This is a genomic window from Terribacillus halophilus (genome assembly GCF_900101385.1).
GTDB classification, from domain to species: Bacteria; Bacillota; Bacilli; order Bacillales; family Amphibacillaceae; genus Terribacillus; species Terribacillus halophilus.
On record NZ_FMZB01000002.1, the window covers coordinates 172136 to 189246 of the forward strand.

General features: G+C 44.8%; 15 protein-coding genes and 1 pseudogene. 8 read left to right on the top strand and 8 right to left on the bottom strand.

Annotation, left to right across the window (positions count from 1 at the left end; genetic code table 11):
- Positions 1–13: 13 nt before the first annotated feature.
- The 4 genes from BLQ53_RS04075 to BLQ53_RS04090 form a co-directional block, all read right to left on the bottom strand.
- Entirely contained in the window at positions 14–1492 is a 1479-nt protein-coding gene (locus BLQ53_RS04075) for a glycoside hydrolase family 68 protein (protein WP_093726023.1), read from the bottom strand.
- A 174-nt stretch (positions 1493–1666) separates the two neighbouring features.
- The gene (locus BLQ53_RS04080; RefSeq protein ID WP_093726024.1) at positions 1667–2929 is read right to left on the bottom strand and encodes an ABC transporter substrate-binding protein; all 1263 of its coding nucleotides are present in this window, start codon (positions 2927–2929) and stop codon (positions 1667–1669) included.
- On the bottom strand, positions 2926–4098 hold the full coding sequence (locus BLQ53_RS04085; RefSeq protein ID WP_093726025.1) for a response regulator: 1173 nt from the start codon (positions 4096–4098) through the stop codon (positions 2926–2928). Before BLQ53_RS04085 ends, BLQ53_RS04080 begins: the two co-directional genes overlap by 4 nt.
- Positions 4095–5819, bottom strand: a complete 1725-nt coding sequence (locus BLQ53_RS04090; RefSeq protein ID WP_093726026.1) for a cache domain-containing sensor histidine kinase — start codon at positions 5817–5819, stop codon at positions 4095–4097. The genes BLQ53_RS04085 and BLQ53_RS04090 overlap by 4 nt, the downstream gene beginning before the upstream one ends.
- Before the next feature lie 264 nt (positions 5820–6083).
- Between BLQ53_RS04090 and BLQ53_RS04095 the strand changes: the two genes are divergently transcribed.
- A complete protein-coding gene (locus tag BLQ53_RS04095) occupies positions 6084–6977 on the top strand; it encodes a fructose bisphosphate aldolase (protein WP_093726027.1) in 894 nt (297 codons plus the stop codon).
- 42 nt (positions 6978–7019) lie between these two features.
- Here the strand turns inward: BLQ53_RS04095 and BLQ53_RS04100 are convergent, their stop codons facing one another.
- Positions 7020–7910 (bottom strand): LysR family transcriptional regulator, encoded by an 891-nt coding sequence (locus tag BLQ53_RS04100; protein WP_093726028.1) that lies wholly within the window; start codon positions 7908–7910, stop codon positions 7020–7022.
- Positions 7911–8045: 135 nt separating this feature from the next.
- Here BLQ53_RS04100 and BLQ53_RS04105 point away from each other — a divergent pair, with 135 nt between their 5' ends.
- The 6 genes from BLQ53_RS04105 (at position 8046) to BLQ53_RS04130 (ending at position 15075) form a co-directional block, all read left to right on the top strand.
- On the top strand, positions 8046–9011 hold the full coding sequence (locus tag BLQ53_RS04105) for an ABC transporter ATP-binding protein (protein WP_093726029.1): 966 nt from the start codon (positions 8046–8048) through the stop codon (positions 9009–9011).
- Positions 9012–9015: 4 nt separating this feature from the next.
- Entirely contained in the window at positions 9016–10026 is a 1011-nt protein-coding gene (locus BLQ53_RS04110; protein WP_093726030.1) for an ABC transporter substrate-binding protein, read from the top strand.
- 17 nt (positions 10027–10043) lie between these two features.
- A complete protein-coding gene (locus BLQ53_RS04115) occupies positions 10044–11696 on the top strand; it encodes an ABC transporter permease (protein ID WP_093726031.1) in 1653 nt (550 codons plus the stop codon).
- Complete coding sequence (locus BLQ53_RS04120) at positions 11693–12799, top strand: MBL fold metallo-hydrolase (RefSeq protein WP_093726032.1); 1107 nt, start codon at positions 11693–11695, stop codon at positions 12797–12799. The genes BLQ53_RS04115 and BLQ53_RS04120 overlap by 4 nt, the downstream gene beginning before the upstream one ends.
- Positions 12796–13596 carry a CYTH domain-containing protein gene (locus BLQ53_RS04125; RefSeq protein WP_093726033.1) on the top strand — a complete coding sequence of 267 codons (801 nt, stop codon included), beginning with the start codon at positions 12796–12798 and terminating at the stop codon, positions 13594–13596. The genes BLQ53_RS04120 and BLQ53_RS04125 overlap by 4 nt, the downstream gene beginning before the upstream one ends.
- 441 nt (positions 13597–14037) lie before the next feature.
- Positions 14038–15075: a hypothetical protein gene (locus BLQ53_RS04130; protein WP_093726034.1), complete on the top strand. Its 1038-nt coding sequence runs from the start codon at positions 14038–14040 to the stop codon at positions 15073–15075.
- A 63-nt stretch (positions 15076–15138) separates the two neighbouring features.
- Here the strand turns inward: BLQ53_RS04130 and BLQ53_RS04135 are convergent, their stop codons facing one another.
- The 3 genes and pseudogenes from BLQ53_RS04135 to BLQ53_RS18705 form a co-directional block, all read right to left on the bottom strand.
- Positions 15139–15630, bottom strand: coding sequence for a MepB family protein (locus tag BLQ53_RS04135; RefSeq protein WP_244499240.1), 492 nt, complete (start codon positions 15628–15630; stop codon positions 15139–15141).
- A gap of 113 nt (positions 15631–15743) precedes the next feature.
- Complete coding sequence (locus tag BLQ53_RS04140) at positions 15744–16349, bottom strand: Bax inhibitor-1/YccA family protein (RefSeq protein WP_093726387.1); 606 nt, start codon at positions 16347–16349, stop codon at positions 15744–15746.
- A gap of 104 nt (positions 16350–16453) precedes the next feature.
- A pseudogene (locus BLQ53_RS18705) lies at positions 16454–16540 on the bottom strand (recombinase family protein); the annotation flags it as partial.
- 165 nt (positions 16541–16705) lie between these two features.
- Between BLQ53_RS18705 and BLQ53_RS04145 the strand changes: the two are divergent.
- Positions 16706–16906, top strand: a complete 201-nt coding sequence (locus BLQ53_RS04145) for a helix-turn-helix domain-containing protein (protein ID WP_093726035.1) — start codon at positions 16706–16708, stop codon at positions 16904–16906.
- Positions 16907–17111: the final 205 nt, after the last annotated feature.

Sequence of the window (17111 nt, forward strand, 5' to 3'; positions counted from 1 at the left end):
TTTTGCAAATGCTTTATTCTTCTTCGTACGTTATTTGCCCTTGTTCCAAGATGCCATCTTCTACAACAGAAGATTTTTTGCCTTTGATATCAAGCAGGAATGAAGGAGCGAATGTGGCCTTATGATCCTGGAAGAAACCGCGATTCGTCATATAGCTTGTTACAACGAAATCATCTGTTTCTTTTTGCGGAATCACGTAATGGGCATATGTCCAAGTCAAATCATTCGGATCCAAGTCCTGATGCAGGACGATACCTGTTTTGTTCATTGGTTTGTATGGACCAGTCAAGCTGTTCGATACGTACCCAAGCATATAAATGTCTTCATCATCGATACCATCGATTGTCATTTTGGATCCGCGTGTGCTTGTGAACAAGTAGAATTTGCCGTCTTTCTTAAAGATGTTCGGGCGTTCGATCTCATCTGTTACCGTATTGGAAACGATTAGCGGCTTCATCTCTTTTTTCAGTGTGTAATCGTCATTGATTTCCACAATTCCGATGGCACCGTTAGCAAGCTCGGCTGTCTCTTTTTTGCCGCCGTTTTGCAGCTGTTTGAATTCGTCACGGAAGAATTTCATGCCACCTTTGCCATAGTACGCACGGTTATACAAAGATTCTTCTCCAGAGTAACCATATTCCGTACCTGTATTCGCTTCGAATACTAAGTACTTCTTGCCTTTATCTTCAATATAGTGCGGATCCCGGAGTGTGTGGTTATTGGCGAAGTTGCGATCTTCGAAAGCCTTATCCATGTTTTCGTATGTCTTGCTGTCGCCACCGTCATAAATTGTTTTATGATCTTCCACTCCGTCTACCTGCAATGTGCCTTCACCCTTCTCGGACACATTCACTTGGGCTGTAGTGAGGGATTGCTTTCCGAAGATGCCTTCCGCGTCATTCCAGCCTCCGCGATTCGTATAGAATAGACGCACTTTGCCATCTTCTGTGAAAGTAGCAGAACCAGACCATTCTTCTTCCTGACCTGCTAATGTCTTGTCCCCTTTGAATTTATCTTCGTCATCGAAAACTCGTCCAGCATTTTTCCATGCACCGACAGAGTTGTCATCAGCCTTTTTATAGAAAAGGTAGATGAAGGTATCACTAGCATCTTTCGGATCACCCGCCAAACCGAATACAAGATGGTATCCATTATACTCTGCTACTGTACCATCTGCATTTTGCAGTGGCCATGTGTCCCAGACGTCCATTTTAATCTCATTACCATTTTCATCGATCTTCGTAGCCGACTCGATATTCTTGATAGAAGAAGCATCAAACTCAGGAACGGTAAACCGTTCGTTACCGTGCTGCCCGATCATTTCCTTCATGTCGTGACGCGTGATTTGTGATGTACCATACGTTTCTTTATATGGCTTCACATTTCCATCTGCTCCTGTTTTAGCCGAAGCCACCGTCAGGCTGCTTCCAAGTATCAATGCTGCACTCAATGAAACGACACTTGTTTTCAATACCCGTTTCCGAAATTTCATCCCGCATTCCTCCTATGTATGATTGCTATTCCTGTAAGACAGACCTTGGCAAACCCGCCTTACGAGCACAGTATAGGACAGTGAAGCTAAATCGGGGATGGCTTATCTTGATCTCCTTTTTGTCTAATATTGATATCCACACAAAAAGTCCCTCGTACAAGAGGGACTTCAACACTAGGGAGATGATGCAAACTGCTTCCATGCATGATCCAAGTCCTGCAACGTATCCCGCTTGGACATTTCCTCGTTGACGTATTGCTTTAGGATTCGGCCAAATGCGTCTTTCATCGGTGGTGAATAAGAGGACCAATTGAAGTTCCGGCGATCTTGTTGTTCATATTGCCTCCAAGCATCCCCGTTGATCCCAGCAGCAGGCGGCTGGATGGAACGGAATGCGGAGATGAAGTGCAGCTGCTCGGTTTGGAACTTTTGCGCCTCATCTGATTCCGCCAACCAGTTCAGAAAACGCTTTGCTTCCCGTTTTTCGGCAGATTCGGATTGTTTGTTCACGACCCAGTAGCTCGGTACACCGGTGACAAGCTGCGTGTCTCCTTTATCATCCAGCGGGATCGGAAACATCCCCACATCCAACTTATGTTCCCCCAGCAGCGGTTCCACCCAATTCCCTTGGACAATCATGGCAGCTTCTCCATTCCGGAACGCGTCCATTTCCGTGTAATAGTCCGTGGTTGCTGCATGCGGCTTCCCATAAGAAAGCGTCAAATCAATGAAGCGCAACAGGTTCTGGAAGCCTTCATTCTCCGTAAAACTCGCCCGATTGCCCGCCAGCTCCGCCATGAATGCCTCCGGATCTGTTTGTTCCGCAAAAGCCAGACTGGTCAAATGATGACCCAGTTTCCATTCCTCGTAATACCCATTCGCAAATGGCGTTACACCGCTTTTATCAAGCTTTTGCGCCGCCGCTTCCATCTCGGCGAATGTTGTCGGAAGTTTATCAATTCCTGCTTTTTCGAATAATGTCTTATTATAAATGATGCCAAAACCTTCGATATTCATCGGCATGCCATATACCTTCCCATCTTGGGTGATCGGAGAGAGTGTATCTTCGCGTGCATCCCCCACCCACTGCTCCTCACTCAAGTCCTCCAAATAATGCAGCCATTCGCCTGTTGCTTCATAACCGACATTCGTGAAGATATCCGGACCTTCGCCAACTGCCATCTGTGTTTTCAGATCTGAAAAATCATCCGAGATACCGCCAACTGTTTCCACTCGGATGCGAACGTGAGGGTGTGACTTTTCATATAGCTTTGCCATGCTTTCAAATGGAGCAGCAATTTCCACTTTCGGATTACGGATCGTAACGGTGACCACCTTTTCCGCATCGTTCTTGGTGTTTTTTTGCAGCTTCATGCTGCTGGACGGCAGAAATATCAGCAAGAGGACTATCACGACAATTGCTTTCTTTCCTATCATCTCAATTTCTCCTCCTGCTCACGCAGTTTAGCTCGATATGCAGTCGGAGTTAGGGTCGTCTCCTTTTTAAACAGCTTCGAGAAATATTTTTCATCCTGATACCCGAGCAAAAGAGCAATATCGTACAATGTTTTATCGGTCTCTTCCAGCCATTGTTTTGCCTGTTCCATCCGGCAATTTGTTACAAACCTGGAAAGTGTCATGCCGGTTTCTTGTTTGAATTTGCGTGATATATGCTCTTTCGTCAGGAAGAAGAGCTTTGACAGCCGCTCCAAGCTCACATCTTCCATATAATAGTTCCTTACATATGTAACGATATCTTGACCACGTTGTTCACTCTCCAGCTCCTCAAGCCTTCTGATCGTACGATATTGATGCTGGGCAAGTTTTTTCCGGAGCAGGCCGAATGCAGCCGGTATGCCCTCCAATGCAGGAAGTGGTTTCTGTACGAGGCGTACTGGTATATCCAGATGCTGCCGGAGCCAATTTTCAACTTGCAGCCAATGGCCCGCAGCTGTCAGCACGATATACATATGCTCCTCCTGCTGGAAACGGAAAACATCACCGATTGCCGAACGCTGCAATTCATCAGCCAATGCATCCATGAACGAAGCAGGCTGGTGTTTCTGGTAAAAGGATAATAAAGTAAAGTCAAGACGCTCTATCTGCGGCAAGGCTTCGCGTAATAGAGATGTATTTCCCGCTTCTTTCGTACATAGAGCTGTCACTTGCTGTTCCAGTCGCATTCGTTTGGCATCTTCCAGCACAGCTGCCTCTCTTTCCTCATATCGTCTGGCTGATCGTACCGCTTGCGTCACTTTTTCAAGCACTTCTGCAAACGCCTCCGGCTCGATTGGTTTCAGTAAATAATCAAAGCTATTGAACTGGATGGCCTTGCGCATGAATTGGTAGTCATCATACCCTGTGACAAGCACATATTTTCCCATGTATCCAATTGCGTGAAGCCGTTCAATCAATTGAACGCCATCCATACGAGGCATTCTAATATCGGTGAAAATGATTTCCGGCTGCTCCATTTCAATCAGCTGAAGGGCCCCTTCTCCGTCACTAGCCTCCAGAAGACAACTTATGCCATTTTTCTCCCATTCTCCAAGCATCCGGAGCACGTCTCGTCCATTTTTTTCATCATCGACAAGTAATGCCTTCATACTAAACCTCCCCTCTCCTCTATCGGAATACAAATCGTAACTTTAAAACCCTTGCCATCAAGATTATCTAAATGAAAACCTGCAGCACCTCCGTGGTGCAGGCGCAGTCGCTCCGCTATATTCCGCAGACCCGTTCCGCCGGCAGCTTCCTGCTGCAGCAATTGCAGCCTTTGCCTGCTGACCGAGGGACCATAACTAATCGCCTGGAATACCAAAAATCCGTCTCTCAGCATCCCCTTCAGAAGGAAACGGCTTTCGTTGCGCATCTGCTCGAAACCATGCTTGAAATAATTCTCCACAAGCGGCTGCAGCAGCATGCTCGGTATCGGATATGACTTTACCTTCTCTTCTACTTCAATAGCGACAGTCAATTCTGCCCCAAAGCGCTCATTCTGCAGCCTCACGTAAGCATCGATGTAGGCAAGCTCCTCCTGTACTGGTACAAGCTGATCAGCTTGCAGGGCATACCGCATCATTTTTGATAAGGATACGAGCAGCTTGTACACTTCTCGATCATTTGAACGGAGCGCGACTGCCCCGATGGATTGAAGCGCATTGAAAAGGAAATGCGGGTTCACCTGTGACTTGAGCAGACGCAGCTGGCTCTCTCTTACTTCTAACTCCAGTCTGTATTCGCGCGCAATATGGGAATCGATTCGATCCAGCATATCCTGCATATGCGCCGCCAAATGACCGATTTCATCCTTCCGTTCCATTATTAAATCGACATCCATCTGCCCGCCTTCAATGGAGCGCACCTTATCACTTAATGTGATGATCGGTTTGGTAAACACCTGCGATATAACCAATATCAAAACAATTCCGAGCACCACTACTACAATTCCGAGCCAGACATTCGTCCACGCTGTATCTCTTGCATCGCGGAATAACGCATCCTTTGATGTAATCTTGATCAGTTCCCAGCCGGGCAAAGGATCTCCCAGTTCCTCGCGCAGAACGAGATGATCATCCGAATCAGCCAGATTCTCTTCATTCAGTTTATCTCCGAGCTGCCCGGATTCCTCGCTATACATAATCCTGCCGCTATCATTGACAAGCAGAACCTGCGTACCAGCTTCTCTCGTTACTGCCTCCAGCAATGGAGCAAAAGACGAGAGCTCTACATCAGTCGTCAAAAAGCCAAGGAATTCCCCGCTCAACACGTCAGTGATCTTGTGATGAATCGGCAGTACCATCGTATTGTCCGATTCCGGCACAATCGCCACATTATCTTCATTTTCCAGCACATGGGGTACCTCCAGCATGTAAGCTTCCTTCGAATTATACAACGCTTGAAATGGCGAGTTGTCCATGTATCCCGGTGCAGGCTTCGGCGCACTGACATTTGCCTGATAAACTGTCATTGTCTGCTGATCCCGCTGGAAATAAAATCGCAGCTGCCGAATATCCGGCCGTGTTGCCGCATACGTCTCAACGCTGTTCTCAAAGGCAAGGATTTGCTCTGTACTTTCTTCTAACATGCCATTTTCCAGCACTTGCTGTACTTCAGGCATATTGAACAAACGATACGGCAGCCGCACCATCTCTTTTGCATACTGTTCCAAATCGCCCCCGCTCTCCCGCAGCTCTTCCCGACTCTTGGCCAAATTTTGTTCTTCGATGCTGGATTTGCTATTTACATATATAAGAATGACCGATAGGAAATAAGGCAGGATGATGAACAATAGCAGCATGATGAATAACCGAACCCGAATGCTCATTGATACCTTCCTTCCGCACAAACCGATAAATTGTCAAACTAACCCTATAACAAGCCCAAGAGACCGTCAATCCAACTTAAGTTACACCAAAAATTTCCGGTATAAAGCGAACGATGCTATTTTCAATAGTGAAACCTGTTTCATCGGCATGTCATCCCGAAATGAAAACCCTATCAAACATTTAATGTTAAAAACCTGGATAAAAGGGAACAGTGAACATGGAGTATTTTTTTATGAAATAAACGGACCAAAGGAGTGGAACTTATGAATGAAAAGCAATATGATATCATCAAAAACGGTAAAGGCTTCATTGCAGCATTGGACCAAAGCGGCGGCAGTACACCCAAAGCGCTGGCAGAGTATGGCGTATCCGAGGATTCCTATTCCACAGAAGATGAGATGTTCAAGCTTGTCCACGACATGCGTACGCGTATCATCACTTCTCCATCCTTCAATAAGGATAAAATCCTCGGCGCCATCTTATTTGAACAAACAATGGATCGTGAAATAGAGGGAAAACATACCGGCGATTACTTGTGGGAAGAAAAAGGTATCGTCCCATTCCTGAAAGTTGATAAAGGATTGGCGGAAGAAAAAGACGGCGTTCAGCTCATGAAGCCGATCGATGACCTTAACGAAACACTCGGCCGCGCATCCGAACGAAACATTTTTGGTACAAAAATGCGCTCCGTGATCAAAGAACCAAATGTCAGCGGCATCAAAGCCGTCGTCGATCAGCAATTCGAAATTGGAAAAAGCATCATCGCGGCTGGTCTTGTCCCAATCATTGAACCAGAAGTGAATATTCACAGCGAAGATAAAGCAAAATGCGAGGAAATCCTCCGGGATGAAATTTTCCGCCATCTGAACGACCTGACCGAGGAAGAGAACGTCATGCTCAAGCTCTCTATCCCCACGCAAGCAAATCTATACAAAGAGCTTACGGAGCACCCTCGTGTCGTCCGTGTTGTCGTCTTATCAGGCGGCTACTCCCGTGAGGAAGCGAATGAAAAACTGAAAAAGAATGAAGGTTTAATTGCCAGCTTCTCCAGAGCATTGGCTGCGGACCTGAATGCGAATCAGTCCGAGGAAGCGTTCGATGCAGCCTTGAAGGATGCAGTGGATACCATTTACGAGGCATCTGTTAATAAGAAATAAGAAGTAAAAAGGCGAGCTTGCAGCAGAAGCTCGCCTTTTTCTTTATCTACTGTCCAACACCTTTGCCTGTTCCCGCACTAGCTCTTGAAAATGACGAAACGGCTCGCTAAACCATAAATCACGGTGATAAACGAAAAATATCCTCCGCTCCAAACTCGAATCATGCAGTTCTTTATAGGATAGATTTAGTTCTTTTTCTATGAGCCGCTTGGAAATAAGGGCTACTGATTTCCCAAAAGAGAGCATTTTCGTAATGGTCGACACCGAATCCAGCTCAATTTTCTCCATTTCCATTTCCTTTTCTACCAGCCATGTCCGGGAGAAGTGTCCAGTGGAACTGGAAAGATTATGCACCAGCAAGGTCTCCCGATGTAAGTCGTCAATCCCCCAGTCAGCCTTATCTTTCAAATGATGCTCTTTACTAAAAGCAAGCACCAGCTTATCACTCGTCAGCTCTTCATAAGTCAGCTCTTCCTGCTTATGCTCCGTTTCCATCACCAAACCGAAATCCAGTTCCTGGGTAGCTAATCTAGCTTCTATCTCAGGAGCTGTTTTTACATCCAGCGAAACCTTCACACGCGGATATCGTTCCGTAAGCCGGTGAATCAGATCCGGCATATAAAGCTGCGCCGGAACACCACTGGCTCCAAGTCGGATAGAACCTGACATCCCTTCCCTGATATCCCGCATCGATCGCTCCATCGCCCGATTTGTTTGAATAAGCTGCTTTGCATAATGATAAAGCACTTCTCCGCCAGAGGTCAGACGATAACCACCAGCATTTGTCCGGAATAACCGCATATGATATTCCTTTTCCAGAGACCGAATATGAAAAGATACAGTTGGTGCTGTCAATTGCAATTTAGCTGCTGTTTCTGTCATTTTTCGCGTTTCCACCAGCGTCACAAAAACGGATAGTTTTTGAAGATTCATTTTATCACCCTAAAGGATATTAGATAAAATCTTTTACTATATTGATTTTCGCATACTTTTTTTAATTCAACGTTAACAGCACGTTAATATTCTCCATACATTTCCTTTCTATACTGAAAGCAAGGAGAGGATATCATGCGCATTACACTACAAGGAATCGAGAAGCGTTTTGGTTCTGTACAAGCAGTCGGCCAGACTGATCTGACCATCACCGATCAGTTTGTCACCATATTAGGGCAGTCAGGATGCGGCAAGACGACGCTTCTGAAGATGCTGGCTGGCTTGACTGACCCTACAGCCGGGGAGCTTCGCTTCGATGATCAAGTCATTTTCTCATCGAAAGATAGTGTCAATATCAAGCCCAGCAAACGCGGAATCGGCATGGTCTTTCAGGATTTCGGTCTTTGGCCGCATATGAGTGTATTTGACAACATTGCATTCGGACTCCGAGATAAGCGCTCAAAAGCTGAACGGCATGAGATCGTCATGGACGCGTTACAAAAAGTACAGCTGGAAGACAAAGCGAAACGCAAGCCCGGGGAGCTCTCTGGCGGTCAGCAGCAGCGTGTCGCTTTAGCCAGAGCCATCGCTGTCAATCCGCGATTGATTTTATTCGATGAAGCTCTCAGCGCCTTGGATTCCATTCTGCGGGAGCAAATGCGGGAGGAGATTTTATCCATTATCCAGACTATCGATTCTCAAGCCATCTTTGTAACGCATGATCAAACAGAGGCGATGGCAATGTCAGATTGCATGATTATCATGGAAGCAGGAAAAGTAATCCAGAACGGACCGCCGGAGCAAGTTTATCACGCTCCAGCTGATAATTATGTTGCCAACCTGATTGGCAGAGCCAACTGGACAGCTGACAGGGACTTGATTCGCCCTGAAGCAATTCATCTGCAGCCGCAAGCAGCCGGGATAACCCACACCGGCATCGTCCGCAAGAGCCTATTTGAAGGTGACAGATACATCATCCACGCAGAAGTGGACGGACAGCTTTGGAAATTTTATGATTCCCGTCCGCACGAAGCCCGTTCCATCGTAAAACTGTACGTGCAAGAAGATACAACTTATTCCCTTTACAAACAGGAGGTTTAATGCAATGAAAAAGACAGTTAGCACCGTCATCACCGGCCTTGTCATGTCCACTCTATTGTTGAGCGCCTGCAGCTCCGACACAGGCACAAAGGCGAATGCCTCGGAAACATCCAAGGATACCATCACGGTCTATTCAGCTGGTCCAGAAGGCTTGGCTGATGAGATAAATGCAAAGTTCGAAGAAGAAACAGGCATTAAGGTAGAAATGTTCCAAGGAACTACCGGCAAGATTCTTTCCCGAATGGAAGCCGAAGCAAATAACCCTGTCGCCGATGTTGTTGTCCTAGCTTCCATCCCATCCATGGAAGGTTTGAAAGCAGAGGATAAGCTGCAGTCATATGAAGCGGAAAATGGCGCCAGCATGAACGAAGACTGGAGCGACCCGGAACACTATTATTATGGCTACAGCGCATCTGCTTTAGGTGTTGCTTATAACACAAATAATGTATCAGCACTCGACGCTGACTGGAAAGAGTTTGGCGAGGAGGAATGGAAAGGCCGTGTTACGATGCCAGATCCGACTTCCTCAGGATCTGCCGTCGATTTCCTCTACGGACTGACTAGTACGGAAAAAGACGGATGGGACACGCTCCAGAGCTGGAACGATAATGAGTTGCTTGTGGCCGGCGCAAATAAAGAAAGCTTGGAATCTGTCATCACAGGAAATAAAGATGTGGTCGTATCTGCAGTAGATTATATGGCTTATAAATCCAAAGCCAAAGGCGAACCAATCGATATCTATTATCCTGAAAGCGGAACAGTAATCAGTCCGCGTGCGGCCGGGATTCTAAAGGATGCAAAAAATAAAGAAGGTGCCGAGAAATTCATTGATTTCCTAACATCCGATGAAGCACAGGAACTCGTGGCGGATGCATACTTGCTCCCTGGCAATGAAGATATTCCATTGCAAGACCGCGCGGCTTTAAGCGAGATTCCAGCACTGCCAGTTTCGTGGGATGGTGCAGAAGAAAAACAAGTGGATACCCTTACCAAATTCACGGAAATGATGCAATAAGTATGGAGGAATGACTTATGTATGCAAGCAAACAACTACCTTTTTGGATGCTGTTTGCCCTACTGGGTTTGTTGGCTGCAGCGCCGCTTCTAGCGGTGCTGGGCTATACATTCATGGAGGATGGATCCTTATCTTTCACTGCTTTTTCAGAAGCTTTGAAGAATGACCGCATCCTCACCACAATGGAGCACTCTTTTGTTCTCGGGTTGCTTGTCATTTTCGGCACGACGATCATCGCCTTACCGCTTGCCATCATCCGGACAAAAACACAGTTCGCCAATAAGCATTGGCTTGATATTGTCTTTACCATCCCTTTCATGACACCGCCTTATATCGGGTCAATGGGATGGATGCAATTCATGCAGCATAACGGCTACTACGAAAGCTTGTTTTCAACGACTGCACCCGCATCATTTTTCAGTCTGGCCGGAATGGTTTTCATCATGAGCATGCATCTGTATCCATTTTTATATTTAATGCTGCGCAATACACTCGTACGGATCAATGGTTCCTTCCAGGAAGCTGCCGACATATATGGACACAGCCCCCTGATGAACTGGATCCGGATTGTCCTGCCGCTGCTGCTATCGACTTACGCCATGGCTTCCTTGCTCATTTTCATCAAGACACTTGCAGAATTCGGGACACCAGCCACGTTCGGTAAACAAATCGGGTTTTATGTATTCACTACCGAGATCCATCAATATCTGTCTCGTTGGCCAGTCAATATCTCAGCTGCCACTTCCTTATCGTTGATTTTGCTTAGTGTCTGCATGGTCATCTGGTATTTGCAGAATATCATAAGCCGGAAATATACATATGGCATTCATTCCGGACGCTCCGGTATTTCTGCCAATAAGCAGGATAGTATGTCCGTACGTTTATTTTCCTGGCTCTTTGTATCCGTCGTTCTGCTGCTTTCCATTGGGGTTCCTTACTTTTCCATCATCGCTACGTCGCTCTTGCAAGTCCGAGGCGATGGATTGCATTGGGACAATCTTACCTTCTCCCATTATGCGGAGTTGTTCAGCCTGCATTCGGAAGGCTTTTCCGCCCTGATGAATAGTCTTGGTTTTGCCTTCACAGCTGCTACGATTGCGGCGGTCATTGGATTGTTTACAGCACTTTCGATCAAGAATGCTGCTACGAAACCGCAGCAGCTGATGGATTTCACCAGCATGATGCCAAACATCATTCCTGGCATTGTGTTTGTCGTCGGACTGATTCTATTCTGGAACATGTCTTGGCTGCCTGCGACAGTTTATAACACAACGTGGATGCCGATCGTGACTTATATCGTGCTGTTCCTGCCGTATGCCGTTCAGTACACAAAAGGTTCTTTAAGCCAGCTTCACCAATCGATTCACCATTCCAATGCAGTCTATGGTACGAGTAACTTTATCATCTTTGTGCGTATATGGCTGCCTTTACTGGCACAAGGAATCCTAGCTGGCTGGATCATGACATTCATCATCTCCATGCGGGAACTAGTCGGGTCGCTGCTGATCCTGCCGCCTTCTGTCTCTACCAGCGCCACGTTCATTTACAGCCAGTTTGAACAAGGGGACGCAGGAGTCGGCATGGCGATGGCTGTTATCACCGTACTTTTAACCATTTCATTCATCACGATTATGAACTGGTTACAACGAAGGGCTCTGACACATTCATGATCAGCATGCAAATTTTAGGAGGCTTTCAGGAGTATGGAAAGAACTGTTTCCTGATCGAGCACCTAGAAACCAGCACACGCATCATGCTCGATTGCGGTGTCCAGAATGGCCAGCCCGAGGTGTATCCCCCCCTTACACCGGAGATTGCCCAATCAGTGGACGCCGTCTTCCTTTCGCATGTGCATAACGACCATGTCGGAGCACTGCCATTGCTGGCCGACAACGGATATGAAGGAGAGATTTGGTTAAGTGAAGCAAGCTACGCTCAAATTGGTCCGATTCAGCAGCGCTGGAGACAAAAATCCGCTGCCCCTTACCAAGCAGCAGCGGTAGATACGCTGAACTTCACCCCCTTTTCGCCTGCAACAAAAGGCCAAAAGATCCATATAACAAATGATTTATCTTTCGAGTGGGGTCACAGCGGTCATATGCTGGGGAGTGTTTGGTACATCGTCCATCTAGGAGATGCTTCACTCTTTTATTCAGGGGATATGGTACTGGATTCCGTCACTTTCCAAACTGAAGCGCCCGCCCAGTCATCTTTTCAGCTGGCTATCATAGACTCCGGACATGGCGGACAGGTTACATCCCGCCAAAAAAGCGAGCAGGCACTGTTGAAAGCACTGGAAAACCCAGACAGATGCTACCAGATTCCTGTTTCCCTATCAGGTAAAGCATGCGATCTGATCCTAACTGTATACAAACGTTTTCCTGACCGTCAGCTCTTTTTGGAACCTGCTTTGCGGGAGCATTTATCAGATTGCTTATCTTATGCCGCCAATCTCCACACCGGCATGAAGGAACAGCTGACGAACCTGCTAGCTGATGGACGCATCGCCTGTATAACAAGTAACCAAGCATCCGTATCAGGAATTTATTTCACAAACCGCCGCTTGGAAGACATGAAGATAATCCCGATTGATTCTCCTGCACATCCAGAGTTTTTCTATAAAGCACATCCAGACTTGAAAGATGTTGAAAAACTTCTGGGCGGAATCCAAGCCGAACAACTCGTATTCTTTCACAGCAGACCGAAGGACTTCACAAAACTTATCGCTCATATACCGAAGGAACTTATTCTAAACGGAGGTGTCTATCAATGAAAAAGCTATCCATTGCCGTTCTTATTGCCCTATTGCTAATAACTGTATTCCCAACCATGTCGTTCGCCGAAGACAGTCCTATCAATCCCGGCCATGAAGTGAAATTCATGTTGGATGTCAGTCAATTCGCTACTACAGATGATCTGGTCAATGCCTTTCACGCCAGCCATGACGAAGATTTGAAAGTCTATTATTTCGATACACCTGATCAAATCTTCCGCAAGCTGAATTACGTTCACCGTTTGCGCATCTATGATGGTGACAAGAAAACGGATATCACCTACAAAAAGACTTTTCCTGATCAAGCTCCATCTGACGCAATTGCAGAAGCTGCCGAGCATGACTTCCATGGAGATATGTCCAATTACAAATATGAAATAGATAAGAAGCCAGGTAAGGACAGCTTTTCCATCAGCAGGAAAGAAAAGTTTAACAAAAATGATAAGCTTAATTACGATAATGGTATAGACATAAAATATGCTCTTGATTTGTTCCGTGAAGAAGCGCCTAAAAAATACCGCAATTGGGATGACCAGGACTGGTACTATGACACCTTGGAACAAGCCGTGCCTTATGGACCAGCCGCCGTCTCTAAATTCGAAGGAAATTATGAAGACATCGATGCTGATCTTGAGATTTGGCATTACAAAGGAGAAACAATTGCCGAAATTTCAACCAAAACAGATGATGCAGATGACGCAGATGTTATCCAAGAAAAATGGTCTGAAGCTCTGGCAAATGAAGGTTGGCTAAGTACCAACCAGCAATCGAAAACGAGTTTTGTTATGGATCGTTGAAGCTGTGAAATTGTTTTAGCTAGAAGAAAACCTGAACTTTGACGTGAATCTCCAAACTAAGATTCCGTAAGTTCAGGTTTTTTGATATCTATCTATACTAGCGCAGGCAGAATACAGTACCGGGTAATTCCCTTTCCCAATGAAAAATTCCAACGGGAACAGCACGAGAGTATTTACACACGAAAGTGATAGCTCCCCTGCTTTTTTGTGTTCGTTTTATTCATAATTATCATAATGGAGAGATACGACTTAATATAACTTCAAGCCTATTTTCACACGAAATGGAGTTCGAATACACTCTTTTCCGTTTTATGAGTGCTCTTCAGCCTGTCCTGCATGTGCTTTGATAGTATCAGAATTGACGGTACAGCAGTTTTTCATTACACTAAACGACATACATAAATTGGAAAATCGACAGACTTAGAGCCAAAGGAGAAAATAATGAAGAAATCAAAAACCCTTACACTTCACATCATACTAGCTGCCCTGGCTATAGCAGGCGTGATGGGTATTACAGCTGAAGCCAAATCTCTGTATACGCTGGTTCATACACATCAGGAAGAAAAAGAAGCAGTAACGGTAGAGGGGAAGACCATCTCTAGTGATCTATTTGGCAATATGTATTACTACGCTGTTCTAAAAGCAGGTGAGGAGTTAAAAGTAACACATTTGGCGGCTGATGGAGCACTGACCGAAGTGACACTAGAAGAATTCGATCAGCTGGATATCGGCGATACAATTGAGATCGCAAAGACAGATTCCGCCGAGAATAAAGCATATCGCTCCGCAAAAAATAAATCGATATTCTTCATCGCACTTTACGCTATTGGACTCATACATTATATTAGCTTTCTCATCGCCTGCAAGCGCCGCATTAAAGGGTGGGACTGGCTGGCATGGCCAATCGCATACACCATCCAGCTTCTGTTTTTCGGTGTCCTCGCAGCGATTTTGATTTATGGATATTCCTCGATGGGGAAATTGGTTTATAATGCTGCCCAATCTTATACCGGTGCACAGCATGAAACCGAAGCAATTATAACTGATAAAGATGAAGATATTAATGGCGGGCGCTACGAAACCAATTATCATTATATTGCATTTATGTATAAGGATGCAGACGGAAATACAATCCACATGTCAAAAGAAGTCAGGCCAAGTGTGTATGCCAACTGCACGTCCGCCACAACGATCGGTTTTCCTCAAGATGAGCCTTTTCGCGTTCATACAAACGGCCTTACCCTTTCCGATATCATCTTTTATGGTACGAAATTAGTTCCGGAACTCATCACCCTCTTCCTTACCGGCATGTTAATATTAATAATGCGTTATATGTTCAGAAACTATGACACTTGGAAACAAAGATGGAAGAAGAAAAAGCAGTCCAGGGAACAAAGCAAACGGGATCGAAAAAAACATCGATTAAAAAAGAAAAATAGACGCAGATATGAGAAATCACGCAGCAAAAGAGCTAAATAAAATGCCAGCAGCTTAAGAACTGACTGGCTTTTTTCATTTTTCCATATGAAATCAGGAGCATTTTTATTTAAAATACAATTCCTCTAATCTCTCTCGTTCTCGGTCTTTTGATAAATCCACAAAGAAATGCTGCTGCCATTTTTGCGTTTGGGCAGCTGTTTTATTTAACCCTTTTACCCAGGACGGATATACTCGTATACCCATTTTCCCTTTGGAAGTTTCATCACTTAAAATCCCTTTCTCTAATAGTTTAGATTTCGGGAATATAAATTGACCTCTCAAATCGTTATCTATGATGGTGATTATAATTTTATCGGGACTATCCGCATAACGATAAGGTTGGTTCTTATCATTCTCATCTTTTTCCCAAAACACAACAAAATAGCCGCTTTTTTTAGGCGTTACTTTGGCTAAACGACTTCGATACATATTGTTCTCGATTTGAATCAACATACCCTCGTAGTCTTTATTTTGATCTTCTGTAATCACTTTGGAAATCGTGGAATTGTTAATACCGGAAACAATGTTCTCTATAAGCATCTTTGATGTTTGCAATTCAATCCCCCTTTTTTGTTTTTAACAATCTCTTACAAGCAAAATGGCTTTATAGTCTTATCCTCCCCATAAAAATACCAGAGACTTAATAAGATCTCTGGCATTTCATTATGTTAATCCTTCGACATGATGCCAAGGAAACGCAGTATATTCATGAACAAGTTGATAAAGTCCAGATACAGATTCAACGCCATTAACGGAATCATTTCCTCTGTAATCTGCTCCCTCGCCATCTGATTGAAGTCATAAAGAATATAAAGGGAAAAAACAACCGAACCAATTCCTGAGAAAGCAAGCATTGTTGCATCACTGTACGGAACAAAGATTCCGATCAAGCCTGTTACGATCAAGGCAATCAAAGCCACAAACAAAAACCCGCCAAGGAAAGAGAAGTCCCTCTTCGATTTGACCCCCACCAGCGCCATCGCTCCAAAAATGACAAACGTTGTCGTGAAAGCATACAGCACAATATTCGCTCCGCCAATAGACGCATAATAGGCTACTGCCGGGTACGTCGTAATACCCGAAATGATGGCGAAGATATAGATGAACGTGTAGCTGACAGCCTTTTTCCTCCTGAGCCAGAATGCCGCAATCAGCATACCTAATTCCACTACAATTAACGGCAGAATAAGCACAGGCGGCACGAAATGACCAACATATATACCGATAGTCGCCAACAATAGCGTCATAAGGAATGTCTGCAGCACCTTCTGCATGATTGTTTTTTGATTTGATATTGCGTATTCCAAATTTCATCGCTCCTACAGTTTCTAAAAATATTGTTAAGTTATATACGCTACAGAGCTGAAAAGGTTTCAACCTTATGCTGGTCTTCTTGGTAAGCAAGGCTGTATCCATCCCTTGCTTGACCTTGTGTAGATACTCGAATATATCCGATAACATTCATGATAGTTTCCCCCTCCGTTACGCTAATCTCAATTAACGTAACGCTTAGACGCTATATTAAGTACAAATTTATTGTATGCGGCTTTAGCGATACATTCAACCCATTTACCGATACAAATTTGTATTGTATCGTAAAAGGTAACATAATAAGAGGAAGGGAATTACCATGCCAATATCAATTAAACTCAAGGAAATCCTTAAAGAACGTGACCTTTCACAACGTGAATTGGCACGAATGACAAGGCTGCGGCCCAATACAATTAGTCATCTTTGCTCAGACAACGTGGACAGGGTTTATTTATCAACATTAGAAACGGTATGCAAAGTGTTAGACATCGACATTCAGGAGTTAATCGAGGTGGAGTAGTCCTCTTGCTATAGTCATCGTTCTATGTACGTAAAAGTTGCGAAAAAATTAAAAAGGCAGGAAGAAAGCGAAGAGCGAAGGTAAGGTTTAGAAGAATAGGAATGTTGATAACTGATGATATTATGGTTATTTGCTTAATAAAATAATGAGTAGATAGGGCATACGTTTTATAAGTGTTGTACGTACTAAAGGATTTATTAATCGG